21 protein-coding genes and 1 pseudogene are annotated in these 26,756 nt (G+C 32.1%); 3 read left to right on the top strand and 19 right to left on the bottom strand.

All coding sequences use genetic code 11. From position 1 onward, the window contains the following. Position 1: 1 nt before the first annotated feature. The 5 genes and pseudogenes from QLS71_RS16235 to QLS71_RS16215 form a co-directional block, all read right to left on the bottom strand. Positions 2 to 598: an NAD(P)H-dependent oxidoreductase gene (locus QLS71_RS16235; RefSeq protein WP_308992744.1), complete on the bottom strand. Its 597-nt coding sequence runs from the start codon at positions 596 to 598 to the stop codon at positions 2 to 4. Positions 599 to 638: 40 nt separating this feature from the next. Then, positions 639 to 1,454, bottom strand: coding sequence for an SDR family NAD(P)-dependent oxidoreductase (locus tag QLS71_RS16230; RefSeq protein WP_308992745.1), 816 nt, complete (start codon positions 1,452 to 1,454; stop codon positions 639 to 641). A gap of 139 nt (positions 1,455 to 1,593) precedes the next feature. Continuing rightward, positions 1,594 to 1,782, bottom strand: a pseudogene (locus QLS71_RS16225) (hypothetical protein); the annotation flags it as partial. 5 nt (positions 1,783 to 1,787) lie between these two features. Further along, positions 1,788 to 2,795 (bottom strand): zinc-binding alcohol dehydrogenase family protein, encoded by a 1,008-nt coding sequence (locus QLS71_RS16220; RefSeq protein ID WP_308992746.1) that lies wholly within the window; start codon positions 2,793 to 2,795, stop codon positions 1,788 to 1,790. A gap of 27 nt (positions 2,796 to 2,822) precedes the next feature. Beyond that, complete coding sequence (locus tag QLS71_RS16215; RefSeq protein ID WP_308992747.1) at positions 2,823 to 3,497, bottom strand: NAD(P)H-dependent oxidoreductase; 675 nt, start codon at positions 3,495 to 3,497, stop codon at positions 2,823 to 2,825. 245 nt (positions 3,498 to 3,742) lie between these two features. Here QLS71_RS16215 and QLS71_RS16210 point away from each other — a divergent pair, with 245 nt between their 5' ends. Next, complete coding sequence (locus QLS71_RS16210; protein WP_308992748.1) at positions 3,743 to 4,087, top strand: helix-turn-helix domain-containing protein; 345 nt, start codon at positions 3,743 to 3,745, stop codon at positions 4,085 to 4,087. A 143-nt stretch (positions 4,088 to 4,230) separates the two neighbouring features. Here the strand turns inward: QLS71_RS16210 and QLS71_RS16205 are convergent, their stop codons facing one another. The 5 genes from QLS71_RS16205 to QLS71_RS16185 form a co-directional block, all read right to left on the bottom strand. Further along, entirely contained in the window at positions 4,231 to 4,986 is a 756-nt protein-coding gene (locus QLS71_RS16205; protein WP_308992749.1) for a hypothetical protein, read from the bottom strand. Between the two features lie 38 nt (positions 4,987 to 5,024). Further along, complete coding sequence (locus tag QLS71_RS16200; RefSeq protein WP_308992750.1) at positions 5,025 to 5,771, bottom strand: hypothetical protein; 747 nt, start codon at positions 5,769 to 5,771, stop codon at positions 5,025 to 5,027. A 492-nt stretch (positions 5,772 to 6,263) separates the two neighbouring features. Then, complete coding sequence (locus QLS71_RS16195) at positions 6,264 to 7,745, bottom strand: metallophosphoesterase (RefSeq protein ID WP_308992751.1); 1,482 nt, start codon at positions 7,743 to 7,745, stop codon at positions 6,264 to 6,266. Positions 7,746 to 7,817: 72 nt separating this feature from the next. Next, positions 7,818 to 9,011, bottom strand: coding sequence for an endonuclease/exonuclease/phosphatase family protein (locus tag QLS71_RS16190; RefSeq protein ID WP_348636571.1), 1,194 nt, complete (start codon positions 9,009 to 9,011; stop codon positions 7,818 to 7,820). Positions 9,012 to 9,406: 395 nt separating this feature from the next. Further along, positions 9,407 to 9,622 carry a helix-turn-helix transcriptional regulator gene (locus QLS71_RS16185; RefSeq protein WP_308992753.1) on the bottom strand — a complete coding sequence of 72 codons (216 nt, stop codon included), beginning with the start codon at positions 9,620 to 9,622 and terminating at the stop codon, positions 9,407 to 9,409. A 109-nt stretch (positions 9,623 to 9,731) separates the two neighbouring features. Between QLS71_RS16185 and QLS71_RS16180 the strand changes: the two genes are divergently transcribed. Both QLS71_RS16180 and QLS71_RS16175 read left to right on the top strand, forming a co-directional pair. Beyond that, positions 9,732 to 10,634: a hypothetical protein gene (locus tag QLS71_RS16180; protein ID WP_308992754.1), complete on the top strand. Its 903-nt coding sequence runs from the start codon at positions 9,732 to 9,734 to the stop codon at positions 10,632 to 10,634. 35 nt (positions 10,635 to 10,669) lie between these two features. After that, positions 10,670 to 10,984, top strand: a complete 315-nt coding sequence (locus QLS71_RS16175) for a hypothetical protein (RefSeq protein ID WP_308992755.1) — start codon at positions 10,670 to 10,672, stop codon at positions 10,982 to 10,984. 506 nt (positions 10,985 to 11,490) lie between these two features. On the opposite strand, the gene QLS71_RS16170 is transcribed toward QLS71_RS16175, so the two are convergent. The 9 genes from QLS71_RS16170 to QLS71_RS16130 form a co-directional block, all read right to left on the bottom strand. Then, entirely contained in the window at positions 11,491 to 12,852 is a 1,362-nt protein-coding gene (locus QLS71_RS16170; RefSeq protein ID WP_308992756.1) for a hypothetical protein, read from the bottom strand. After that, entirely contained in the window at positions 12,845 to 15,742 is a 2,898-nt protein-coding gene (locus QLS71_RS16165; RefSeq protein ID WP_308992757.1) for an AAA family ATPase, read from the bottom strand. Before QLS71_RS16165 ends, QLS71_RS16170 begins: the two co-directional genes overlap by 8 nt. A gap of 24 nt (positions 15,743 to 15,766) precedes the next feature. After that, positions 15,767 to 16,174 carry a hypothetical protein gene (locus QLS71_RS16160; RefSeq protein WP_308992758.1) on the bottom strand — a complete coding sequence of 136 codons (408 nt, stop codon included), beginning with the start codon at positions 16,172 to 16,174 and terminating at the stop codon, positions 15,767 to 15,769. 105 nt (positions 16,175 to 16,279) lie between these two features. Continuing rightward, the gene (locus QLS71_RS16155; RefSeq protein ID WP_308992759.1) at positions 16,280 to 17,281 is read right to left on the bottom strand and encodes a hypothetical protein; all 1,002 of its coding nucleotides are present in this window, start codon (positions 17,279 to 17,281) and stop codon (positions 16,280 to 16,282) included. After that, on the bottom strand, positions 17,268 to 19,142 hold the full coding sequence (locus QLS71_RS16150; protein ID WP_308992760.1) for an AAA family ATPase: 1,875 nt from the start codon (positions 19,140 to 19,142) through the stop codon (positions 17,268 to 17,270). The genes QLS71_RS16155 and QLS71_RS16150 overlap by 14 nt, the downstream gene beginning before the upstream one ends. Then, positions 19,139 to 20,446 carry a restriction endonuclease subunit S gene (locus QLS71_RS16145; RefSeq protein ID WP_308992761.1) on the bottom strand — a complete coding sequence of 436 codons (1,308 nt, stop codon included), beginning with the start codon at positions 20,444 to 20,446 and terminating at the stop codon, positions 19,139 to 19,141. The genes QLS71_RS16150 and QLS71_RS16145 overlap by 4 nt, the downstream gene beginning before the upstream one ends. After that, positions 20,439 to 22,061: a class I SAM-dependent DNA methyltransferase gene (locus QLS71_RS16140; protein WP_308992762.1), complete on the bottom strand. Its 1,623-nt coding sequence runs from the start codon at positions 22,059 to 22,061 to the stop codon at positions 20,439 to 20,441. Before QLS71_RS16140 ends, QLS71_RS16145 begins: the two co-directional genes overlap by 8 nt. Before the next feature lie 22 nt (positions 22,062 to 22,083). Beyond that, positions 22,084 to 23,055: a virulence protein RhuM/Fic/DOC family protein gene (locus QLS71_RS16135; protein WP_308992763.1), complete on the bottom strand. Its 972-nt coding sequence runs from the start codon at positions 23,053 to 23,055 to the stop codon at positions 22,084 to 22,086. A 47-nt stretch (positions 23,056 to 23,102) separates the two neighbouring features. Further along, positions 23,103 to 26,171, bottom strand: coding sequence for a type I restriction endonuclease (locus QLS71_RS16130; protein WP_308992764.1), 3,069 nt, complete (start codon positions 26,169 to 26,171; stop codon positions 23,103 to 23,105). Positions 26,172 to 26,756 lie beyond the last annotated feature (585 nt).

The raw sequence follows: 26,756 nt of genomic DNA, 5'->3' as shown, positions 1-26,756 counted from the left end.
CTTAAGGGGTTTGTAATTGCGGTATATCATTTAGAAAAAAGCAGCCTTTAAAATCGTTTAGCGTAAGATTTTGTTGAAGCAAATGTATTAATTTACCATATTGCATCACATAGGTTGCTAATTGTTCATCCGTTAGTTTATGAGTTCCCATCACTGCAAATGGTGGTAAATACTGCATCCCACATAAATTGGCTGTTTGTTCAAAGGGGCGTAAAAATTGATTGACCGTAAAACTATTTGTGCCTTCAGAACAATATACTTCTCGCGCACCGCCAGTTGTAATCACATTTAAACAGGTTTTAGATTGCAAAGCATTACCATTGGGGCCATACGCCCAACCAAATTCTAAAACCAGATCAATCCACTGTTTCATTAATGGTGGACAACTATACCAGTAAAATGGATGGTGCCAGATAATAATATCATGTGCCTCTAGTAGTTCTTTTTCTGCTTCCACATCGATATGAAAATTTGGGTAACGTTCATACAAATCGTGAAACGTGACACCTTCCATGCCCTTTATGTGATTCACGAGAGCCGTGTTTGTCCTAGATTTTTCAAATTTAGGATGGGAAAACAGCACTAATATTTTTTTCATTTTACAAATTTAACTGAAAAAGAATTAATGGGTGAAGCACTTATATTTTTGACAGTATTGCATTTGTGACACTTAATAATGTCCTTATTTTTTCAGCATCATAAGCATTTGGATGTGCTGGTGAAAAGTAACCTTTCGGATCGCCTTTATCATTGTCAAAATACTTTCCAGAATCATTTTTATAATCATCAGACAGTGCTAAGTCGACCAAAACATCCACACCTTTTTCTGCTGGCGACCAATGTTGCCCATACGCTTCTTTAGCCATTTTGGTATTAAGTAACGAACCTGGATTTACAGCAATAACAATAATTTTTGGTTCTTGTTTTGCTAAATGAAAGCTCCACATGGTGAATGCTAATTTGCTTTGTGCATAGGTACTGTTTTGCGAATCTTGCTCCTTCCCCATTAAAACAGCTTCAGAAACGGGGGCTTGTGCCGCAGAACTTAAGTTGATAATTCTTGGCGCTTCTGCATTTTTAATATTAGCAAGAATGGCATTTGTTAACACATAAGGTGCTAAGTAATTCACCACCATACGTATGTCTAATCCCTTTTTATTTTGAACATCTTTCGTTTTGAAAATCCCAGCATTATTGATTAAGATATCAATTTTTGGAATGTCTGTTTTAATTTGTTCGGCTAATTTTGAAACGGCTTCTAAATTTGAAAAATCGGCAACCAATCCTTTTATGTTTTGATTGTTTGAAGCTTCTTTTAGTTCAGAAACCACTGCAGATACTTTTGCTTCACTCCTACCATGTACATACATAGCATGTCCTTGTTTTGCTAATTTTAAAGCTGTTAACTTACCAATGCCGTCTGTACTTCCTGTGATTAGGATGGTTTTACTCATAGTTTATATGTGTTTTAGTCTCATGTTACTTTGAGCGGAGTTGAAAGGTGTTTTTGGTTATCGACAACTACGTTGGGTATCTTCAAAATGACGTCCCGTAATTATTCAAATACTGCTCGAACTCACATCTTCTTATTTTTTAATACATCGAATTCTTGTTGGCAGATGTTTTAGGAACTTGCTGAATAGCATCCCAGTGCTCACATATTTTTCCGTTTTCATCGAACCTGAAAAAATCCATGGTGATGTATTTATCATTATCAGGCCAAATTTGATGCGTGTGTAAGGCTACCAAATCCCCTTCAGCAACGCTTCTTACAAATTTAATTCTTATTAAAATCCTTCTAAAACTATTTTACCTTTTGCTTTTCCTGTTTCTAAAAAGGCATGTGCTTTACGAAGGTTTTCTGCATTAATAACTCCAAAGTTTTCACCTAAAGTGGTTTTAATGGTTCCGTTATCTATTAAGCTTGATACTTCGTTTAAAATATTATGTTGTTCTATCATATCTTCCGTTCGAAACATAGAACGTGTAAACATAAACTCAATATGTGTAGATACTGCTTTTGCTTTAAATGGCATCACGTTAAACGTTTTTGGATCGTCAATAAAACCAAACCGTCCTTGTGGTTTAATGAGTTTCACTATCTCATCTGCGTGTTGCTCCGTTCCGTTTAAACTCACTACGTAATCTGGTGCAGGAAGCTTGTATTTCTCTAATTCTTCACTTAATTTATTTCTGTGGTTAATAACAGCGTCTGCTCCCAATTCTTTTAACCAAGCTGTAGTTTCTTCGCGAGACGCCGTACCAATAATATTCAGTTTTGTTAGCTTTTTAGCCAATTGCACTAATATAGAGCCAACACCTCCAGCAGCCCCAATCACTAAAATGGATTTACTAGCATCATCGGTTGTTACTTGTAATCTATCGAACAACATTTCCCAAGCAGTAAGTGTTGTTAAAGGCAATGCAGCAGCTTCCGCATACGACAAACTAGATGGTTTTTTACCAACAATACGCTCGTCTACCAGTTGGTATTGTGCGTAACTCCCTGGGCGTGTAAAATCGCCTGCATACCAAACTTCATCCCCCACTTTAAATAAAGAGACATCGTCTCCCACTTCTTTTACAATTCCTGTAGCATCCCAACCAATCACTTTCCAATCGTTTCCTTCTACGGGCATACCTGCGCGGACTTTATAATCTGCTGGATTTACAGAAATGGCTTTAATTTCGACTAAAACATCTTTTCCAGTAGCTTTTGGTGTGTTTAATTCTATGTCTTGTAGTGAGTTAACATCTTCTATTGGAAGGTTCTCTTTATATCCTATGGCTTTCATTTTTTTGTGTTTTTTAGATTAAAATGGTTACTTAAATGTGACAATATCTTCAAAGTTTCGTCTTGATTTACCAAATTCTGGCTCTGTTTTTCTATACCCAAAAGCAGCCATAAAGGATAACCCATATTTATCGGTGTCTACACCAAACTTTTCTTTTAATATGGCTTCTGCTTTTTCTTGATGAAACCCTTCAATAGGACAAGAATCAATTCCTGTTAAAGCGGCAGCCGTCATCATATTACCTAAAGCGATGTAGGTTTGTTTAGAAGACCAATCAAATAGTTTTTTGTCGGTATCTAAATCAAAATCATTTTGTTGAAATTCTCTATAGAATTTAGAATACATGTCAATCACATCGGCTGGTAATTGTTTAACATCCTTCATCATGTGCATAATATAATCGGCATCGTGCTTTACCATGGGTGCTTTCATACTCAAGCCTAATACAAAATGACTCGCCGTATCTAATTTTAATGGTGCTCCCCAAGCGACAGGTTTTAATAACTCACGTAAGGCTGCGTCTTGAACAACAATAAAATGCCAAGGTTCAAAACCAAATGAACTAGGTGATAAATGAGCTGTTTTTAAGATAAAATTCATGTTTTCATCTGAAACCTTTTTAGTGGTATCAAACTCTTTAGTAGCATGTCTAAAATTAAAGGCATTTAATATGTCTTCTCTTGCAATGTTTGGTCTATTCATTTTTATATTATTTTCTATGATATAAATTATACTATCATTTTTATAGTGACAAAAGTAAGTACAGTCATTGAAACTCGCAATAACGGTCAAAAAGGATAGTATATAAATTATTTTTTAATATACTGAATTATAGTTAGTTAAACAATAATTATTTTACTATAAAAAGTATAGTTGTATAATTTAATATAGTATGATATCTTTGTACCATCAATATATATGAATCCCATCATTTTTATAAATATATTATGTATCAATTTAAAGGAAAAGAATACCCATGCTGTACCAGTTTAACCATGGGAATCATTGGAGGTAAATGGAAGACGGTTATTTTATTTCATTTAATAGATGGAACACTTCGTTACAATGAATTAAGAAAAGAAATGCCTTCTGTAACAGAACGCACCTTAAGCTTACAATTAAAGACTTTGGAAGAAGATGGCATCATAAAAAGAAAAGTATATACCTCTAAACCGCCTTTAAAAGTAGCATATTCCTTAACCGATTTTGGAAAAACTTTAATTCCGATAGTCAAATCTATTGCAGATTGGGGCGTGATGGTTGTTGAGGAAAAAGAAGGAATGGTAGTATAAAAGTTCATGCATCTCGTAAATTCGATGCCATTAACAGTATAGAAAAAACTTTTCAAGAAATAGTAGTATAACCGTGTAAGCTATAATGTAAGATGATGCCAAATAGCAGCTACCAAACGCTCGATTGTTTTTACAAAAAGATTTTATTTTCTAACTTCTGTGATTTTAAACCATGTTCCCGAATTGCCTATAAAAACCGTAGTCGTATCATCAGAACTAAGTCGTGATAGTTGTGCATTTATTGTCAACCCACTCAATGCCGTGTTGGTATAGCGTCCTATTAAAGGGAATAGTACACCACTTCTTGTACCTCCTCCAGTATTTTGAGTAAATATTTGTTCTCCTGTTGATATTGTTGAACCTGCTACTGTTAAACGAGATCTAAAAGAATCAATATTATGTCCATTTACTCTATACATAGTATAGAACTCAACAAAAATTTCAGAATTATTAGAAACAGGCGTATAATTTGTTGTAGCTACTGTTGTAAATGTTGTGCTGTTATTACTCACATTAGCGCCTGTTATCTCTATTATTTGGGTATTTAAGATGGTGCCTGGTGCGACTGTAGGAGTTATCGGGTAGGTAACTTTTGCCCATTTTGTACCATCATAAAAATAAAACCCAGTTTCGTCAATATCTATAGCTATTCCTGTTTGTGTGCCTGTTGTTATGTTGTTAACATATATTAAAGTAGAGGTGGTTATACCCGTCATACTTTGTGCTCTTTGTCTGTCTACTCTTGGTGTAAGCAACCCATCAACATTCGTACTCGTCCCTGTAGTATTTATAGCAGTTATATCTAACGTAGCTTGCGGAGAAGCATTATTTATACCAACTTGAGAGAATAATTGTCCAGCAAAAAATAGTGCCATGATAATTATAAATAATCTTTTCATAGTAAAGTTGTTTTTATTAAATGTAAAAGACGGTAGTATTAATTAGCAACCTCTGTTATTTTAAACCAAGTTCCGTTATCTCTTGTTACTGTGGTATTATCATTTGAACTAACTCTTGCTAATTGTGCTTCAATTGTTAATACTGTAGTAGCTGTATTTGTATAACTTCCCATTAAAGGAAATAGAGTAGCACTTCTTGTGCCAGCACCATTATTATCCCTGAACATTTGTTCTCCAGTAGATATGACGGTTCCTGCGACTCTTAAACGAGAGGTAAAAGAATCAATTCCCGCTCCAGCAATACTATACTTTGTGTAAAATTCAATAATAATTTTAGAGTTATTAGAAACCGGGGTGTAATTAGTTGTTGCAACTGTTGTATATGTTGTACTGCTATTTGTAACATTAGCACCTGTTATGTTAATCATTTGGGTGTTTATTACGGTTCCTGCTGTAGCTGCAGTAGAATTATTTAGTTTTACCCACTTTATACCATTAAAAAAGTAAAACCCTGTTTGGTTAATATCTATAGCCGTTCCTGTTTGAGTACCTGTTACTATGCTATTAACATATATTAAAGTAGAGGTGGTTACACTCGTCATGCTTTGTGCTCTTTGTCTATCTACTCTTGGCACAAGCAATCCATCAATATTCGTACTGCCTCCTGTAACGTTCTTAGCTGTTATGTCTAATGTTGCTTGTGGAGCATTATTAATGATACCTACTTGAGAGAATAATTGTCCAGTAAAAAGCATTACTGTAACTATAGTCGATACTGTTTTCATAATAAAGTTGTTTTATTAAAGCATAAAAAGATAGTGTTCTAACCAGTTTCCTGAGTAGAACCTTTTGTTCGGATAGGGTTATTTAGTGTATAATGTTTTTTGCGAACTGGTTGTATTTAAACCAATTTTTGATAATAGCATTGAAGAATAAAAAGGTAAAAAATAATAACGAAATGTTAAAAACAATAAGGTAGTAATATGTCATGTGAGAGTATTTTTAATAAATGTATAACATTTTATAAAAATACCGACATTTTAGTGCTCGGTTTTTTTGAAATTGAAAGTCAAAAATCGTTGACAGGTAAAATTACCGCTTTTCTAGAAGTTTTTCTACCCGATTGCTTATTAAAAAATTATGGAAGACATCCTTTTTTAATAAGTAAAAAACCGTTTATTTAGGATAAATTCGATATGGTACAAACAAAATAAGGTTTAACAAGTATTTGAGGATAAGGCATATGTATAACTTTAATTTTTTATTTAGGTAAAAAACTATAACAACCTTCTAAAATACCTAGGCTGAGAAGGAGATCCACTAACATCATAAAAACCTTCGGAAATATTTTCTATCACGCCATTACGAGTCGTTAAACTAAGCATTGCAAACCCATTATAAAGTTCATTGCTATTGGGTTTTAAATTATCTGCTTTATAATCTATCTGCTTACCAACTAAAGAGCTTGCCACTCCGTAAGGCAGCGAGGCATGACCTAAACAACGCGCAAACGTATTGGTTGTAAAACCAGGAACTGTAGGTGTTGATGGAATGGTAATGGGTTTTTTATAGACAATTCCATTGTGTACATGCCCCCAATACCAAGCAAAAGGATCTCCCCCTAAGGCATTTTGAAGTTCTGCCCACAGAGGGGAGCCAGAGTTTGTATTATCTTCAAAACCGTTGTGATGCGAAAGGATAATGGTTTTGTTTGGATTTAATTTGAGACTTTTTATCCAATTGGCTTGCGTACCATTGGGGGCACCCAAACTACCCGTCATAAAGGCATTTTCAACTTTTGATTCATATGCAGAATCTAAACCAAGAAGCGTATAATCTCCAAACTTAAGCGCAAAGCAGCTAGATCCTTGATGGGCCGAAAAAGGTGTTTGAGCTCCTATAGGGGTTTGATTAGCTCCATATGCATTATAGAACAATCCGTTAGCGCCACTATACATTTCGTGGTTGGAGTTTAACGTAAATGACTTTCCTTGATAATCAGAAGGCCACCCGTTTAAAAGATTATCTATTTCCTCTCCAGGTGCATAGTATAAATTACCGCTAGGGTCCGTTGCTAAGGGCGTACCACTGTAATAAGTATCGCCTACGTGAATGATATAATCTGGTTGTTCCTTTTTTACCATAGCCATCACTGCTTTCGCATTGGCATTTCCTGCACCCCAATCGCCAATAATAGCAATATTTACTGTATTGGTGTTTTTACCAACAAGTGGAATTACAGGTGGTGGAACCGTTGGAAAAGAACCGTTATTATACCATGCGAAGTCCAAGGTTGTTTGTAGTAAATTTAGAAAGGCAACAAACCAACCTTGGTCAAAAGTGGCATACATTTCCATATTAAGGATACTCCCATCTATATAGATAAGATCTCCACTTTTTAAAATAGTATAATTGATAGCATTGAATTTTGTTTTCTGAAGGAAAAAATTGAGCGCAATAATAAAATCTTTAATCTCTCTTTGTCTCTGTGGAGTAAACATCGACAAGTCTAATAAGTCGTGATTGTGGAACCAATATAAAAACAGGCCTAATTCTACAGCCCCATCTCCTGTTTTAAAATGGGGAGGTGGCGGCGGAAGCATACCTGCCCAAAGTCCTTTTTTAGACATATATAAAATAAGTTCGTATTCACAGTTTGGAAGAAAACCTAGGATTCCATCAATAGATAATTTGATTTGTGGATTGTTTTCGAGTTTACTTCTTAAGCTACTTTGAGTGTTATTAGTGGACTTTTTCATGGTATATCAGATTAGAATGTATTAAATTTAATAGTAAACTAAAAGACTAAATGCGGTACATTATATTACAAATCACATTTTGTCAAACTTATTAATTAAAAACTCATCGCTACTTTCAGTTTGTAATTCTAGCCATATGGGTAAATGATCACTCATCTGATTTCGTTTCCAATATGAGTTAAAATAGGACTTGAATTTTGCGCTATCTGTTAAGTTACTCGGGTTTTCCTTATGCAAAAGCATCAGTTCATGATAATTTGCTATTTCTGAAGCTGTATTTATATATACATAATTAAATAAATTGAACACCCCTCCTTTTTGCATGCCATTGTGGTCCGTTGCTATTTTAAAATAGTCATCTACATTTAAAAAGACCCGATCGTAAATTTGGTTTAGACTTGTGTTGGTGTATTTTCCTTTTAGCCCGTTACTTTCTACAAATTTATTGTCGGTTATAAGTTTTACAATATCTGCGTCTTCTTCATACAGATTTGTATCACCTAAAACAATCATGTTTCGTCCTTCTAAGGCCGAAGACTTTTGTTTTTTCTTAAGTATTTCCATCAATAAACGCACTTCCTCTTTCCGGATGGCTTTGTTTGTCGCCCCCTCACCTGGATGCAAATGAACACTTACAATGGTGAATTTTCTCCAACCACTTTCAAAGCCTGTAAATGTTGGCGTGCGCTTCAATTGACTAATAATGGCATTATTTTCGATCAATTCTGGAGAGATTACAATTTCTCCAGACAAACCAGAATGTGTTACACGCCTAGAGTCATACATAAAACCAAAGCGTTCATCATTTCCTGAATTGCCTTCAGTAACATCACTTAGTGTATATTTCCAATGACTTCCTAATAATCTAAGTACTTTTTTAAAATCGCTTAGATCGCTATTAACTTCTTGTAGCGCCACGATATCGAAAGCATTTATTATTTCGGCTATATAGTATAAGGATTCTGCTGTTCTATCTTTTAATGTCCCAAAATTCTTAATATTCCAAGAACTTAGTAAGAGATTGGTATCTACTGTTTTATTCGGAATTTTTTCTAAAATCCCTTTACGCAATCGCAGTAAATTAGATATGGTTCGTTTTTTGTCCCCTTCGGTCATCATACGATTATAGTTCTTTTCAGAGTCTAGCATTACTAATGAATACCTGTCATTAAATAACTCACTATCTGGTCTTAAATCATTATACCACATTTCTTTTATTAGTTTTTTAGTTCCTGCACAGGATATATTATACATGAAGTCATGCATAGATAGATACCTATAAAACGCTACTAGAATTAAAAAAAAGGGAGGGTTTAATTACTTAGTACATAAGTAATTACTCCAAATATAAGAAAAATATTCGATACTTTTACATTCCACATACATTTCATTAGGCTCCGCTCCTATCATTCATATTCTTTAAGCATTCGTGATTTGGCGCATACCTACATTTACCCTTAAGACCCTCGAGGTGGATACGGGTGAACCTTACTTAAAAACTTAAGCTATAAAATTAGATTACTTATAATACTGCTATGTATTGTATGGCTTGTGCGGTTTTAAAGGGGATGAATTGGTTGGTTTTGATTGCAAAACATATGATTTTAAAAATAGCGTAAAGATTAAACGCTAGATCATCGTTTCAAAAAGAAAATATTTTATTAAAAGTTTAAAAGTTCATGTAAATCAACTCCCAATGCTACTGAGACTTCATATAAAGAAAATATGGTTGGATTGACTTTACCATTCTCAATCTTTTCAATAGCCTGCCTATCCTTTGCACAAAGCCGAGCTAATTCGGATTGATTTAAGCCCTTTTCGGTTCTTAAATCAACAATCCTTTTTCCTACCTTTTTACTTAAAAAATCCTTAGTCATTTCACAAATGTCAACTTATTATATCACATTTTTGTCATATTTTAAGTTGACATATAAAAATTATTATTATATTTGTCATACAATAATATGACTATATAAAAACAAAATCATGTTGCAGAAAGTAAAAAAATCATCGAAATTCTACTTAGAATCAGAACTTATTGAAGTATTGAAAACATCATTATCACTACATTCTGTATATGTCATAGGTATTAATAAAGAGAAAAAGAATAGAACTGTTTTTATATCCCCTGCATGTGTGCATAAACAAAAAACGATCATTTATACCTTATTGATTATAGGCTACAAACCCATGTCTAAGGGATTGGGTGAATTTATGGATGGCATTTTCAACCAGATGCAGCAACGCTGTAAAGTTTATGTTATTTATTACACTTTAGCTAATGCGACCAAACAATTGGATTATGGCAATAATTTTTTATTAAAGACCATAATTCAAACCCCTTGTATATATAAAGCGGATGATACCCTGTTAAGATTCGAAAAATATCAAATATTGTTTCACCCCAAGGTTTATAAAGAGATCCAAAAAATATGGAAAATTAGAATGCAACGTGCCGCCTATTTACTGTCCATTGTGGATAGCATTGAACCCACAGAGGATGTTACCTCCAGACTAATGACCATGCATTATGCCATGGAGCAGATATGTTTAGGTCTGTTATATGCATTTTGGGAGTTTAAGCCTCAGCATTACTCTTTATCCTATATGCTGGATCTTTGTAGCCATTTTAGCAACCTGCCTCAGACTCTGTTCCCAAAAGAGACTTATGGACTGCACCGCATGCATTATATCCTATGTAATGTCCACCATATCATACGCTTTAAAACAAACAATGAATTCTCAGATAGGGACTCGGACAAAGCCTATAATCGATGTGAACGATTTTTCGAAGAAGCTATGGACATCGGAAATAAACAGCTTAAGGAACTTAAAAAAATCCATTGCCATACAAAAAATCAGATTAACACATTCATTGGAAACTCATGAAAAACAAAAAAAAGAAACTAAAAGGAATAAAAAAAATGCTGACTCATTTTTCTGGTGTGCAAAAAGAAACTTATGGAGACAGGATTAGAAAAACCATAAACTTTGAAGTAGCAGATAATGAGGATATCACAAGTTCCATTTCAGCTCTTTTAGAAGTATGCTATTATGCATTAGATGGTAATGGTGGTTTTGTGTCTCCTAAACATGAAAACAAAACCCAAATTTCAAGTGTAACAAAAGTATTAGAAATAATCATAGACCTCTTACCTCATGACCAAATGTTCTGCCTGAATAGGATAGAACAGCTGCTGTTTGAACAAGAAAATGTCAAACCAAACAAGCAGGTTTAAAAAAGGTCATCATTTATTTTTAAATTATAAAATCATTTACTTCCCATAGCGCCCTCGCTGTTACCTTTTCTAAACTGGTACAACTTAAAATTTGGAGCTCATAAAGATTTATAAAAGAGTGAAATATGAGCCTGATTATGCAAGCTGTTGAGACACAAATTTTATAGCTTTCTTTGGAAAAATTACAAGTTGATTGGAATAATTAGGATGGCATTTCTAAGTTTCAATAGAAATTCAAAATTGCGGGTGGGCTATAAATATTGTTTATGGTATTTTTGGTTTTTTAAAATAGAATGTCTAAAATACCATAACTAGTATTGCGGGGAACTGTAAGCTTTTGGGATTGAATGAATGTCGCTTTTGCGGAATGAAGGAATGAGTAAATGCTAGAAGTGGGGGCAGTTTATCTACCCGATTTTATATGCTTTTAAATATAATTCAATTGATTTTTAATAAATTATATGCTAAAACATATAATTACCTATCGCAAAAAAAGAAGTTTGTTATTAAGATAAATTTAAAGAACTAAGAATCGCCTTTATTAAATTATTCTTTGTTAATTCAAAATCCATAGTTAAGGATGCTTTACACTTATAATCTTCCTTTAATAAATCAAAATTAATTATCGGCAATTGAAACGATTTAATATGAACAATTTGGTCATCTGCCAATTCATCTTTAATTGATAATTCAGAATTATTTATAGTTTCATTATGGAGTGTATTTGGATAATACAATATGATTTCATTAGCCTTAAACCTAACTGCATAGGCTAACATTTGATATAAGTCGTTTTGAGAAATTCCTTTTTTGGGATCAGTATGATCAGAGTAAACAATTTTATATTTGGTATCGGCAATAATACTTCTATCTCCAAAACTTAAATGCAAATCTGGCTTTAACTTAAAATTCTTTTCTTCATCTAAATGTTTAGCACCTATTTGAGATTGTGCTTTTATTTCCTCTATTTCCTTATCCATAAAACCGAAAATGAAATCTTCAAAAACATACTCCATTGGCAATAAAAAAGCAAATAGTTTTAAGTCATTTTTATAATTAAAAGACACACTATTATCTAGAAACAATACACAATAATCACGTATGGTTTCAAAATTAGAAAACATAGGATTAAACGTCATTCGCTTCATCTTATCTGCTGATACATTGATATCTTTTACTTCATCCAGAATAAACAAAATATCACTTAAATAACGTCTGCTCTGATTTTCTTTAGTAGTAGACAACAATAATTTAGACACAAACTTTACGCATCTATTAAACTCATTATCCATTTCAAAAGCATCAAACTCGCAACTAATTTTATGATGTCTTCCTCTGGCTAGGTTATTATTTATGTAAGCATTAATATCTACACGTCCTTTAACAAAATTTAATTCTCTATTAACTTCTGTATATCGCTGATAGATGGAAGAACTAAGAAGCTCTCGCGTGTATTTACTAAACAGATATATCAATATTTCAAAAAAATCTGCTTTTTCACTATTTAGTCCAGAAAGGTAATTAGGAAACTTTAATTTTCTGCAATAACTTAACCACCATAAAATGTGCTTATTGATTGCGTTCACCTCATAATCCTCTGGTTCATCTCCTTTATAAAATATCTTTGGAAGCAAATTTATTGTCTCACCTTCAAAATAAATCACCCCAACGTATTTATTAGATTTTAATGTTTTATTCTTGTGTAAAAACTGAATAAAACGTTGTTGTTCGACCCTATTATCTTCGTCATTAAAGTAATAACTAGTTTTTTCTCTCTTCGCCCAAATATCATCTAAAAACACTTCCAGACCATCATAATGTGATTCTGGAAACTCTTTTTTATTTTGATATTCAAAAAGGTTAATCATTTAATTTTAATTTCATTGGCCAGCCTACTAATTCTAATTTAGAAACACTTAGTATCTTTTTTACTTCTTCAAAATCATTCATAAAATACTCTAATAACAAAGGAATAACTTTATTATCTATGGTGTTTTTTAAATTGTAATCTTCTCCCATAAAATACGAATGACCTATTGTAAAATCATGTCCTTTCCTTGAAATAATTTCTTGATTTATGGCATCTAAAATAGTTGCATCATGCACAACTTTATCTTCTGTAGAAGTAGAATTAGGGTACATCGGTACAAACTCAAAACGCCGTCTCAGTGCAATATCTAAAAGTGCAATTGATTTATCAGCAGTATTCATAGTGCCAATTATATATAAATTGGATGGAACAATAAATTTTTCTCCTGAAGGCAAAGTGGCTCTTAATGGTATTTTACCACCTAAACGTTTATCGTTTTCAATTAATGTAATTAACTCGCCAAATACTCTTGAAATGTTAGCTCTGTTAATTTCATCTATTATTATTACATATTTAGGAACCTCATTTGTCGAAACTGTTCTAAGTTCCTCCAAACTTATATTAGATAATAATTCTTTCTTTCTGCGATAGGAAATATTCTCATAATCATATTCTTCTTCCACGTCAACAAACTCCGTTAAGGTTTTTTCGTATACTTTTAAGAAAGAAATAAACTCACGCAACGCTACATAATAAATGGAAGAATTGCAACCACCTATAGCATCCCTAATATCCTCGTGTACACGTTTAATATCATTTATATCATTAAACACTTCATATAACTTTAACAATCTATTTCCTGAAACGAGATAAGACTGAATGCCATTCAAAGGTTTAAATTCAATATTTTGCCTATCGGTAAAATTGTCAACTTTAATCTTCATTCCTGTTTTGGTCTCAAACTCCTGTCCTTCCGATAAAGAATTTATAAATTCAATATAAGCATCATTTAAATCCACATTAACTTTTTCACTATTTACCGACTTTTTTTGTCGTTGCTGATAAACTTTATAATATTCAAACAAAGCATTGGTTACCATTCTTGTAAAAACACCATCAGCCCTATTAAAACTTAATGCTTTTTGCTCTATATCCGGCCTTAACCCTTGAATAAAATCTTCATAGCTATAATTTTGGTGGAACGTAATAAACTCAATTTGATCCCCTAAATTTTCATTGAACTTATTAAGGGCAGAATCATAATCAATTGCCTCATTTCCTGTTATAATTTTAGCCGCTTCTAATATTGTGTGATATGTTTTTCCAGTACCTGGTGGACCATAGAAGATTTGGTTAAGAGGTGGATTGTAAAAAGCAGTGTGATTTTTTGTATTATTATCCCATATGGCCTTAATATGATCTGCTTTGTTTACATTCGTAATTGTATCCCAATACCCTCCAGAAAAATCAACTTTAAATTCTTTGAAATTTTTATCCCATTTAACCATTAAATTTTGCCCATCATTGAGGTTCGATTTAACTATACCTCGAGCCTTAATGTACATATTATCTCCCTTTCTGTCGACCGTTTTAATAGCAATATGACTATTAACTGGTACTCTATTGACTATCTCAAGAAACTTATCATCATAACCATTTCTCCAAATATTTTCTGCTACAAATCGATTTGTTTGATCTTTAGGATTATTGTCATCCCAATAAGCTCCAACTAAGTAATATTTATTTTGTATTCCACATTGATTAAAAATCCTTTCTCTATAGACCTTATCAAAAGCTGCCTTTCTAAAAGCACTATTATCATATAATTTTGCCAATGTATGGTTATCTCTCTCAATTTCAGTTTCAATGGCACTTTTAATATCTTCATAATTGCTTAAAACATCGTCTACAGTTCGTCCCCTATAAAAATAAGCAACATCCGATCCAGTAAAAGTTTCCCTATCCTTGTTATCCCCTTCTAATTCAGTATATGAAATAAAGTCAAAGAGTTTTTTATTTACGTTTAAGCAATAGCGCTTTCCAACATGAAAACTTAAACGATTACCGGCAATGCTAAACACAAACTTTTCTTCATCTTGAATATCCAAATCTTCTTTTAATCTATCAAGTGTTTTAAAATAATCAGATAATGCAGAATCGTCAACCTTCTTTAAAATTTTTACAAATGCTTGTTCATCATTTAGAAAAATAAAATTAACCTCAGAGTTTAATTGTGACCATTGATCTTTAGCTTGTTTGGTATGTTCTATATAATCTTCCCAAGTATTGAACTGTATATCTTGGTTGGTAAACACTTGTTTCGTTAAATTGTGCCCTTTATGCAAGCCTCCAACTACACCATTCTTATTTATAGTGAAAAATATTTGATAAGCATATTGCACACTTGGTGCCGTTTCTGGAATTATTGCTACCCACGCATGATCAGATCCATATTTGTTTGAACCTTGAAAACTAACAATGTGCTTAGTTACATTTTCTAGTTGATTGGCTTGAATAATCTCATCTGCTAATCGTTCTAGCTGCGCATTTACTTCTGTATTTTCTGATGCATTATACAAAAAAGGAAATAACACTTTAAACGTATGTCCCCAATTAGGAAACATACCTTTTTTACTGTCTTTATAGTTTAATAAGCTTTGCTTTACTGTTTCGTTAAGATTAACATAGGCAGATACATCTCTAGCTTCAATAGCCTGTTTTAGTTGATTTATAACAGTTGCATTAATAACCGTTCCTTTTTTAAGCTCATTAGCAATTAAAAAACGTAATGTGTTTACAGGTTTAAATTCGCGTTCTGGTTTATACTGTTGTATAACTTCATCTAAATTATCGTGGTTAGAATTTATGTGCTCAAAAAGTGTTTCTTCATTATTACTTAAACGATTAAGAAACGTTGCTTTTTGTTTTATGTTTTCAATGATTTCCATAGTATTTATAACTTCAAATAATGTTTACTTTATAAGTCCATGCTCCCAAAGTGCCAAAACAACATCCATTTGCGCATTGTGCCTTTTATCTCCAAGGTCTAATTTCTCCCATAATTCTTTTGGTGAAAATGATTTATTTGGATTATTTTTAATAATCTTTGTTGCATTTATAGCATATTCTTTATTTTTAATGGATTTGGTATAATTACCTTTTGGAATACCTTTTATCAAACCATCTTCACATAAACCTAAAAAAGTATTTTTAGGGCAACCTTTTACTTTAGCGCTTTCAGAATCAAAATCTTTTACAGCAATTTTCCATGATTCAATTGGGTTTTTATCTTCAATAGCTGCGTTTATTGCAGCTGTACCATATTTATTCATAGCTATTTCTTTTATTTCACCACTTTTTAATTCATCAAAATTATTCACTAAGTCAAAAGAATCAGTTTCAAAAGTGCGTCTTCGTTGTTACTAAGTTGGTTTAAGAAGGTTGTTTTTTGTTTTATTATCTTTTGCCTTATCTGACATATATTTTTATTTAATTAATTTCAATTGTCTTGCAATATCCTGTGTGTATTTGGACATTGGCCTTTTACCTAATTCTTCTGGCTTGGTATAATTCCCTACCAATAGCCTGTCTATAATGGTTGGATCTGGGAAAAGTTTTGAATAACTTTTTTCTAACATTGTCCTGTAAGTTTGAGGATTTGCTTTAGCTTTTAGCATAAGTTCTTCTGCAATATCTTTATGACTTTCATAAATGGCCTCAATTTGAAACAACTCATTATGATTTTTAAGAAGATCAATGTCACCAGTCGTTGACTCTAGATCTATTTTTATATGCTTTAAATCAGGCTTAGTGTAATAGTTTATAATAGATTTGTCATCAATTTTAAAGTTAAACAAATCTAAATCATCAGTTGTGGTATAAAGTTCAAATAAGGCTAACTTACTTCCTTTAGCAAGATTACAATTTGCACAAGTTGGATATAAATTAAAAAAAGAAGTGCATAGGAAAGGATATTTTGACTTTGGATAGTAATGATCCAATTGAAGTTTAGCTAGAACTTGTTTAACTTTTCTCTTCTTTTTATCATAAAATTTCTTTTCAATAACTAAGGTAGATTGAGCATTACAATACACACATGTTTTTAAGTTAGAATTTAACAAATAATCAGGAAATTCTTTACTCCTTAGATCTTCATAGCGCATTGCGTGGACGACCTTTTCATGAAACGAAAATTCACTATTTGTTATTTTGCTGTTTAATTGAGAATTATGCAAAATAGTATCGAATTCAAGAATTAAATCTTCCATTCTCAATGGATCAGCATTCAAAATATCATCATACTCATCTATTAATTTTTCAACATAAAGTTTATATTGTTTATGTGTTCTGGAATTTATTGATTTGAGAAGATAATTTAACCTATTGATTGGTAGTTGAAAATTTACAGATCTTGTATTAACAAAAAGATTACCATTAAAAGTTTTTACTTCTCTACGAAGGTTATCAGTTATTTCAATTTTTCTCATTCTCCAACTTTGTTAATTGAATATTCAATTCTTGGATTTTTAAACGCAATAACTCTTTTTCGTTATAACGGAATTTTTTATAAAATAAGGATTGAAGTCTCTCTTTTATTAATGGCTCATCAATTATTGCAATAACTTTTTCTGCCTTAATCTCATCCCATTCTTTAATATTTTTTAAACCCCTCTCCCCATCTTCTTCTTTAAACGTTAAATAATTAACTAAATCAATTATCAATTCTTCGGCAAATTCTCCCATAAAACCATCTTGAAGAAAAAAACTATCTGCAAGCAAGTCATGAATATTTGCACCAAAAGTTCTTTTTTTAGCTTTCTCTGTCTCATTTAAAACATATGTCAAGTTAGAAGTTGGTGATCTATCTAAAAATATGACGTTACTTTTGGGAATATCTGATAACGTTAAAGGATCATGGGTGGTAAATAATATCTGTATTTTTTTTTGAGGAAATATAAATGGAAATAATTTTAAAATTGAATTTATAAATCTTTTTTTCCATTGCGGATGAAAGCCCATTTCAGCTTCATCTAATAGTAATAAATAATTATTGTTATGTTCTTTCCTCCTAGAATACATATTATATTCTTCTAAAATATTTTCTTCTACTTTAAATTGATAGTCATGAAGTGAAGAAAACAAATCATACATACCTTTTTCTCCAGAACTTAAGTTTTTATCAGGAATGAAGGTTAAAAGAATTTTTCTATCAAAACTAAAATCATCTTTAAAAGAAATAATAAATTTTTCATAAGCATTAAAAATGTCTTGCGTTGCATCCAAAGAAACATTTAATTCTGCCCAGTTTTCTATTTCATTATCTTTTGGGATATTCACTAAAAGTAAATCCGTTAATAGTTTTATTTCTTGAACAGGAAATAAAATTTTTTCACTGTCTTCACTTAATTGTATAAAAGCATTCTCAATAAACCAATAAAAAGCTTCTTTTAAATCCGATATTTCAGTGAATTCTGGACTGTTAGAATTTTTGTTCCCTCGTATATAACCTTCATTTAAATATTTATTGCCTGAGGATTCTAGTACATTCTGAACCTTATCTATTACTCGTTCTAGTATGAGAAATTCTAGTCTAATAGAGTTTCCAAAATTGCGATTTACCCTAAACTCTCTCCTGTTAGGATGACTTACTCTTAATTCTTCAAATCTTCTGTTATTCTCGGATTCTTTTATTTCTTTAAATTTTTTAAAAAAAGGTCGAAAATTATTAGGTGTATCGTGCTCCGTAATGCTTATGTAATTTAGTTTAATTTTAACTGAATCAAATATTGGCAGTTTAATGTCTCTTAAAAAAGTCTCTATCCCTGTAATTTGCCTAAATTTTATCCATCTTTTTAAATTCTCTGAATTATGAAGTTCTAATTGTGCGGATAGCCCAATACTCTCATTTTCTGTATCCTCAAGCATTAACTCATATTTCGAAATATCTTTAAAATTCCCATTTACAGAATTATGGTTTTCTATGTTTAAAAATGGTGTATAGTAAATTACATCATTGATTAGTTCCGTATTATTATATACCTCAATCTCATCTGATTTAAGGTTTTCATAAATAAAATAACAAAATGAATTATTTCTAAATAAGTTTAAAACAGAAGACTTTCCTGTACCATTTGCTCCAACCAATGCTGAAACTAAAAGTAAATCTTCTCCCCAAAAATTATCTAAAAAATCAGTATTTAAAACTTGATTTGTTTTTATAGGTAAACCATTTTTTTCGGTATACTCATAATTGTATTTTCCGCCTAAATTTAGAGTATAACCTTTATGATTTTCACCAAATATATATTTTAAAACACCTTCAGGAATAAAAACTGCAGCTAATCTCATACCTCACCATATTTAACTTTACCCTCCGCAACCATACCCAACGCATCATCACTATTTACATCATGAGATTGCTTCGTGCCTCGCAATGACGCAGCAGTAACCTGCCCATTCATTAACATAGGCAATAACCAATCTCGAAGCTCTGTGAGTTTTTGGTTTTCTTTTGAGTTAACAACAATCTTAGCATGAAAAGGATCTGCAATTTTTTTGAATTTTTCTAAAATCTCATTATTAGCAATACAAAGCTTTAAATTGAATAAATCGTCTTTAGTAATTGAACCAAATGTTGTTCCTGATGAATTTCTTCTGTCAAATATTTGTTTGAAATATTCCATCTGACTCCATAAAAAAGAAATTGATCCTTCTTTTTCTCTTAATGCAGCTAAACCACGTCCAATACAACAACTTTCCATTGCTTGATTTAATGTTCCAACTGGAGCTCGTACTGATAATAAAATATCATTTTCTTCTGCCATTCGAGAAGGTTCTGTTGTATATTTTCTAACAGTAGGGAACCTTGAACCAAAATCTGTAGAACCTTGGTAAAAAACAGTTCCTTCTCCTTCTTCATTGTATGAACTTCCCGAAGGTGATTGCCCCATTGTAATATTTGCAATATCTGATAAAACGCCATCTTTCCACCCCTCAGGAATCTCACGCTTTAACTCATTATTAAAAACCATGTTACCACCAGACGATTTATAAGGTTTACCATTCGCATCAGGGAAATCGAACTGTACAAACCAATAATCGTAAAGCGTTTTTGCCATCGCTTCTAATTCTTGGTTTATTTTGTTGTTGACTTCTATTTTGGCGTCTAAATCGGAAAGGACTTTGGCTATTTGTTTTTGGGTTTGAATACTTGGTAGTAATACTTCAAAATTCTTAATGTCATTAGAGTTAAGATTTTTTCTAACTCCAGACGATAGATTTCTTAAATTATCATATTGTGTTTTTAGATAATAATAAACAAACTCAAATTCTGCCTTTTCTTTATCAATTACAATATTACAACAAGCTTGATTTGTTGTTGTTTCATTCTTCAATATAGAAACACTACCTCTAGTTTTTCCTTCGCCATACATAGCAATACTTAAAGTATTTACAGGATTCAATTTAATCGATGTGTTTTCTAATGCGTATTTTGTGATTTTTTCATTTGATTCATAAATATACTTTTTCCCTAATTGTTCAGTTTTAACCCATGGAATATTTCCATTTAGCCAAAATCTCTCATTTGATCTTAAAGGAGTTAAGCCACTATTTATAATTTTTGAAATATTTTTAAGGGGAATTCTATGCATATTTCAAACTTTTCAAATTATTCTGAATTTCCTTCTTTAAACTTTTAGATTCCGCAAAAAGCGTTTCTAAATGGCTTTCAAATTCGGTCATTTTCGCTGTAAATTCATCAACTGTAATATCGGTATATTCAATTTTAACTTCAAAATATTGTCCTGCACTTAGGCTGTAGTTTTTGGCTTTTATATCGTCATAACTCACCACCACAGAAAAATCGTCTTTGGCTTCTTTCTCATTAAAAACGTCTATAATTTGTTGTTCTTCGGCGTTGCTTAATACGGTTTTTTGATTTTTACCTTCTTTTACTTTGGTGCCTAAATTGGAGGCATCTACCAAAACCACATCTTTAGTATTGGCTTTATCTAAAAACAAAATACTAACATTGGTTCCTGTAGTCGCGAAAATATTAGAAGGCATACTTACCACACCTGCCAACATTCTACTTTCTACCAGTTTTTCGCGAATGCTTTTATCAATACCCGATTGCGCCGTTATAAAACCTGTGGGTACTACAATGGCTGCTTTTCCTTTTGCTGTAAGACTGTGCATAATATGCTGTATAAACAACAGGTAAATGGACATGGAATCTTTTTTGCTTTTTGGCACATTGGGTATCCCTGCAAAAAAGCGTTCTTTATTTGCGTTGCTTTCTAAATCGGCTCTATAATCGGAAAAATCCAGCTTAAATGGTGGGTTGGATACAATGTAATCGAACTGTTCTAATTGCCCATTTTCCTGTTTGTGATACGGACTTAAAATGGTATTGCCTTGTATAATGTTTTGTATGGAATGCACCAGATTGTTTAAAATAAGGTTTAAGCGTAATAAGGTAGACGATTTTTGCGAGATGTCTTGCGAATAAATGGTACACTTATCTTCGCCAATGGCGTGTGCAATATTCATTAACAGCGTTCCAGAACCCGCACTTGGGTCGTAACAGGTTACGTTGTTTACATTGGTATCGGTTACCAAACAGGCTGCCATAATTTTTGCTACGGCATGTGGGGTAAAATACTCGGCATATTTACCGCCCGCATTGGTATTGTAATCTTTTATTAAATACTCGAAAATAGCTGCAAAAAAGTCAAATTTTTGTGTAAAAATATGCTCGAAACTAAAACCGACTAGCTTGTTAACTAAGGCTTTGCAAAAGGCATCTTTATTATCGGTTACGTATTTACTCAGGTTTTCAAACAAGACCACTTTTTCGCCACCTTGTGTAAGCACCGAGAAAATATCGATATTGTCTTTGGCAACACTTACTAAAGTTTCATCAAAAATATCGGCAAATTGGTCTTTGTTTTGTTGTTCAAATAAGCGAGACAATAAGTTTTTAGGCGCAATACGTGCCGTATTTTCGCTTATTTGCATGGTTAGCATTTCTAAATCGTCTTCGGTATACTTTTTAAGTGCTTCGTCAAAGTTTTTTGCTTTTGCTAAATCGGGTTCTAATTGCTTCAATTCGTAAACGTATTTATCGTTTAAGAATTTATACAAAAACACCTGAGTAATTATTTTAAATTCATTTCCGTCATTCCCTAAACCGTAATTGGCACATACGCTTTTTAGGTCGTCTATAAGTGCTTTGGTTTGGGTTTCAAATTGATTTGTAGTCATTATTATATTAATTCTGGTTTTTTTAATTGCTATGGTTTCTGTTTAGTACACTAATTACCAAACGAGTTACAGTTTGCATTTCTTCTGGCTTACTAGAAGCAATAAACAGTGTTAAACTGGCTAAAGTATCGTTGCTAATTATGGGTTGTTGTTGGCTATTAAAAAGCATGTTGTTTTCCTGTAAAAATTTCAAAAAACAAGCGGCTGCAATTCGTTTATTGCCATCTACAAAGGCATGATTTTTTACCACAAAGTATAAGAGCATGGTTGCTTTTTCTTCTAGGCTTGGGTAAAAATCATTGTCTCCAAATCCTTTTTCAATTTGGGCCACAGCACTTTCAAAACTTTTATCTTTTTCTTTGCCAAAAACTTCAGAATCAAATTCGGTTAGCATTTGGCTGATGAGTTCTTGGTAATCGTCTAAACTAGGGTAGTTAACTTCTCTTGTAGTTAAACCTTTAACGTCTAATTGTTCATGGTCGTAATCGTCCAGCAAGCTTAGACCTTTAGCGAAGGTTTCTAAAATTATATTGTCTGAAGCCTTTTCTTCAATAGCTTTACTAACCGTTCTGGTTAAAATATGAATGCCGTCTTTTAGCAACTTTACTTCTTGTTCTTTTTGCTCTAAACGTTTTTGGTTAATAGCATAGCCTTGTACTAAATAGTCTTTTAAAATGTTATTTGCCCATTGACGAAATTGGGTGGCACGTGAAGAATTTACGCGGTACCCAACTGAAATTATCATATCTAAATTGTACAATTTCATTTTACGAAGTTTTCCATCAGAAGCAACCTGTTCCTTTTTGGAACAGGTTGATTTCTCCTTCAACTCTTTAGTCTTGTATATATTACCAATATGTTTTACAATAGCTGGTCGCTGTACTCCAAATAGTTTTGCAATTAAATGAGCATCAAGCCAAACGGTATCTTGTTCTAATGTAACGTGGATTTCTATACCGTCATTAGATTTGAAAATGTCTATTTTGTTGTCCATACTTACTGTTTTTAGTTATTGCATTTTTTGCAACAACTGAATTTCCATTACGCAACGTATCCGTTGTATTCGTTCATATACTCCCTGACTATAATACTGTTAATGCGTTTAACATCGGTGGTATTAATGTCTATTTTATGTTCTTTTTTAAATTGGTTCACAACCAAACGCATTACCATTTTATCTACATAACTTTCATTTTCTAACAATTTTGAGTTTTGCAAAATCTCTTTATCTACCGCTGTTTTTAATCCTTTTAATGCTTCAAATAGTTTACGTTCGCTATCTGTTAAAGGATCTTTTTCCATTAAGCGTTTATGAATGCGTGCGTATTTAGCATCGTAATCATATTTAGCTCTTAACAACTGATTTTCCCGTTCTAGTTTTTTCGCTTTATCGTAAATTTCGTTCAACGCTTTTATATTGGCTTCCATTTCTTCTTTAGAAACTTCACTTAGGTTTTTCTTTTTAAACAATCGCTCCAATTCTTCACGTAACGAAATAAAAATCGGGTCTTTTTGGTCGAAGTTTCCAGCTAACATTTCTCGTGTTCTACCTAAGGTGTTTTTTAATTCATCTGCCAATATCATTTCTTCTTCTTTCACTTTGGTAAAAGCAAAAATGACATCTTCTAAGGCCGTGTTTAAAATGTTTTCGGTGTCAACATTGTTTTCTAAGGCAATTCTTGTGTTTATTAAGGATAACCTATCGTTGGTTAAACGCGCTAAAACGTTGAGTTTTCTAAAATCTAATCTTTCTAGCAATTCAAAATTACCAGACAAACGAATTAAGTTATACAATTCCTTAGAATTGTTTAAAGCTTTCGCTATTTGACGAATTTCAGAACGTGAATTTATTTCTGAAATTTGCTGAGAAAATATTTCCTTATTACGTGTGTCAAATCTAAAAAGAACATCTTTGATTTCTTCTATTTCTTCCTGGATTTCTTCAGGTTTTTTAAACAGATTTGTATAGTGCTGCATCTCATCTCCTAACTCGCTTTGCAACTCGTTAAAATAATCTTGGTTGGTTTTGTCAAATTCCTTTTGGATGTCTGCAAAGTCAACCACATAACCATACTTATGCGTTTTATAAGTACGGTTAACACGTGTTAAGGTTTGTAATAAATTATGCGATTTAATTTTTCTGCCTATATACAATTTCTTTAATCGTTTGGCATCAAAACCCGTTAATAACATGTTGTATACAAAGAGAACATCCAGTTTACCCGCTTTAAAATCGGAAACCCAATCTCTACGGTCTTGTTTGGTACCAATATCATGTAAAATAACTTGTGCCGTATTTACTTTACTTTCTTCTTTTTTCTTGCTTCCATAGTTTTCAGGTTCTTCGGCAGCTTGATTGTATAGGGTACTCGATTTATCAGCATATTTATCTTGAAAAATCTCATGCATCATTTTAGCCTGATCGGAAGAATCGCAAACCACCATACCACCAATGCTGTTATCATTCATTGAAATTCTGGCTTGCTCCATATCTTTTACAATATAGTCCAACATAGGTTCTACAAAACGATGATCTGCATAGAGCAACTTCTTATCTATATTGCCTTGTAAAACTTTAATATTTTTAAGCGTCTCTTTTAAAATTAATTTATAATTGGTTTCAATTTCTTCACGAATTAAACGCAGCGTATAACCATCTTTAATTGAAAGATTATAGTAGTATTTATGGATATAATCGCCAAATAAGGTTTTAGAATTATATTCAGAACCCAACAATGGCGTGCCCGTTAATCCAATTTTTATAGAGTGTTTATCCGCTAATTCTAAATTGGCTAAAAAGCTACCTTTAGGATTATAACTACGGTGTACTTCATCTAAAAAGAAAACACGTTGTACACTTAAATTGTAATCGTTATTTTTTATAACATCAGGATCATCTTTAAACTTCTGGATATTTACAACCGTTATTTCCGCATTTCCTGAATTATTGTGAATAACCTTTGTTGACTTAATGTCTTTTGTAAAAGCTTCTCTACTATCTATGGTATACACACCTAATCCACGAGCATTAAATTCTTTGGCAGCTTGTGTTAATAAATCCAATCTGTCTACAATAAAATAGAATTTTGGAATAATATCCTTCTTTTGAAAATAATGCGTTAGGTGTTTTACGTTAAAATACGCCAGCGCTGTTTTCCCAGAACCTTGTGTGTGCCAAATAATTCCTTTTCTTATGCCACCTTCCAGTTTGTTTTCTATTGCTTTGGTAGCAAATAACTGTGGATACCGCATGACATGCTTTTCTAAAATTCCATTTTCTTCCACTACATAAGCAAAAGCATAACGCAAAATAAACTTTAAACGATCACGTTGAAACAACGATGTAGAAATGGTGTTGGTTACAGTATTTGGACTTTTATTAGATTGATATTCTATACTGCTTTTAATACTTAAAAGATTTGTGTCCTTTAGTACAAAAGTTTCAATTTCCTCAGAAATTGGTTTAAGTAGTTTTTCTAAATCAAAAGTTTCCTCTTCTCTAAAATAGTTAAATATTGGTTTTTTATAATTTGTTGTACTGTAAAAGGCACCCTCTAACATTTGAGTATCTTCATCGTTATACTTCATGTTATTGGAAAACACCATAAGTTGCGTTAAGTTGATGAACTTACGAAACTTTTTATTCTGAAAACGTCTTTGCATACGTTGGTGTTCATCTTGTACGCCATTATGATTGTTTGGCTTTTTAACTTCGATAAAAATTAAAGGCATGCCATTAATTAATAAAATAATATCAGGTCTAAATGTTTCATCATCTTTTTGATAAGGCAACTCCGTAACAACATTAAAGGAGTTATTATCAAAATTCTCAAAGTCTATAAGTTTAACTCCTGATTGGTCTATGAGTTTATTGTAAAATGCACGTCCTAAATCCTCATTTTCTAAAGAAATTGAAACCTCGTCGTATACCTTTTGAATATCCCTATTTGAAACATTTGGATTGATTTTTTGAAGTTGCTCAATAAAGATTGATTTGAAAATATTGGTGTTTTCATCCCATTCTATATCTTTTAGTGAAAGATACGTATACCCTAATTGAATGAGATGTAATATAGAAGGTATTTTAACTCTAGAGTCTTCGTTAAACATTATAAGGCATTGGTTAGACATGTAAATATACATTTATAACAATAGTAAAACAAGTAGTAAGATTTTTGTAATCCAAAATTTTATATTGCCATAATGTTCTTAAATTTGAATAGTCATTAATTGTTATTTGAACTATAATATATCACAACCAAAATCCTTTTTATTTGTTCAGCCAATAAGCAACGCTCAAAAACCGCTGAAGATTTCTTCACTTCAAAATACTCCATCCCACAAAGAACATTATGGGACTATTATAACTGTTTATGGAATTGAATCTCAAATATACTTAAGAGAAAAAAGCAAACGAATTATAATAAAAAATAATGGTCATTGGAATGAAACAGAATTAGTGCCTATGGGAGAATTAATTTTCAAAAGAGATGATTATACTCGTAAGGAATGGTCTGATTCAAAAAACGTGACGTTAGAGTTAAAATTCCAGATATAATCCAGTATTTCGAAGAACAGGCTATGCAGGAAAGTGCTGATGATATTAAGTATGAATCACCTGGGCTCGAACCAGGGACCACCTGATTATGAGTCGGATCAAGTATTTCCTTTACATTTTAAAGAAATATTTGAAAA

This window comes from Mariniflexile litorale, assembly GCF_031128465.2.
In the GTDB taxonomy this organism is placed as follows: Bacteria; Bacteroidota; Bacteroidia; order Flavobacteriales; family Flavobacteriaceae; genus Mariniflexile; species Mariniflexile litorale.
This window is presented reverse-complemented; position numbering and strand designations above follow the sequence as displayed.